Raw genomic sequence first — 1,298 nt, forward strand, 5'->3', positions numbered from 1 at the left:
AGGGGCGGGGCGGGTGCGTCCCAGTCGGTGTCGTCGGAGTCGGCTGCGTCGGAGTCGTCGGAGTCCTGCCGGAGACCGCGTGGGATCGGGAGCATACGGGCGGCGACCGTGTCGGTGTCAGGTCGGCTGGTGCTGTCGTCCGCCGGTCCGAGGGGTTGGGAGACGGGGTCGATCCAGGTGTGACTACGTGCGGATGAGGTGCTGGTGTTGCGGGCTTGCTTCCAGTTGCCGTTGCCGTTGCTGTTCTGGATGTCGGTGTCGCCGATGAGGGTGGCGAGGAGTTCGAGGTGGCGTGGGCGTAGTTGGGCTTGGGGGAGTGTGTCGGGTGAGGGCTCGTGGTAGTTGCCGAGGAGGCTGCCCTTGATGTCGGGGCGGTGGGGGACGGTTTCGTCCTGGTACTCGTCTCGTAGGCCGAGTTGGTGGCCGAGTTCGTGGGCGTAGTCGATGGGGTTGGCGTCGTGGTGCCAGTTGTTCTGGTCCATGACTGTGTCCTGGCCGACGAGGTCGACGGTCAGGTGGGGTGTGGTGCCGGGTGGGGCGGGTTCGACGGTGATGTGGAGCAGGTCGCCGCCGGGGAGACGGTGGCCGGGAGCGTTGTAGTACTCCTCGACTCCCTGGCGGAGTTTGTTCCATGCCGCAGTGCTGTTGCCGCCGTTGAAGCCGATGGTGATGGTGAGGTCGGTGACGGTGTCGTCGTCGTGTCGGATGCGGCGGACGTCGAAGCGGGAGGGAACGGTGAAGCGGGGGGTGCGGTCCAGCCGCATCCGGGGTCGCGTGACAGGCCCGGCGTCGGTGGGAGTGGGCCGCGTCTCCGTGAGTGCGAGGTCGACTTCGTGGAGGGCGTCGGCGAGGACGGTCGTGTGCCTTGCCAACTCCGCTCTCAGGAAGGTTTCTTCCAGTGGATCGGTGGCGGTGTCGATCCTTTGCTGGAGGTCGTCGGCGCGCAGGCCGGCGGCTTCCAGGGCTGACTCGGCTGCGTGCAGGCGTGCCCGGGCCGCGATCTCCCTCTCGCTCAGCGGCTCGTCGGTGCTCGACGGTTCATCGATCGACGCTGCCACGGTTTGCTGCGGTCGCAGCTCTCCGACCGTTCGCGTTCCGGGCTGGGGTGCTCGGGCGGAGACGGTCTGGGGTGGGGTGGGTGTGGGGGGCAGGGTGGGTGGGGTGTTGGTGCCGTGGTAGGTGATGGGTGCGCCTTCGCCCAGTGCGAGGAATTCGTTTTCTCCTTCGCCCAGGAGGAGTGAGCGGTCGGGGGTGGTGTCGGCGCGGCTTTGGAGGTAGGTGCCGAATACGTGGTGCAG

General features: G+C 67.8%; 1 protein-coding gene. It reads right to left on the reverse strand.

Going from position 1 to position 1,298, the window contains the following annotated elements:
* On the reverse strand, positions 1–1,058 hold a 1,058-nt coding region (locus tag ACFWEP_RS34720; protein WP_387376299.1), incomplete at its 3' end, for a hypothetical protein.
* Between the last annotated feature and the right edge of the window lie 240 nt (positions 1,059–1,298).

This window comes from Streptomyces sp. NPDC060198 (genome assembly GCF_042728415.1).
Classification (GTDB): Bacteria; Actinomycetota; Actinomycetes; order Streptomycetales; family Streptomycetaceae; genus Streptomyces.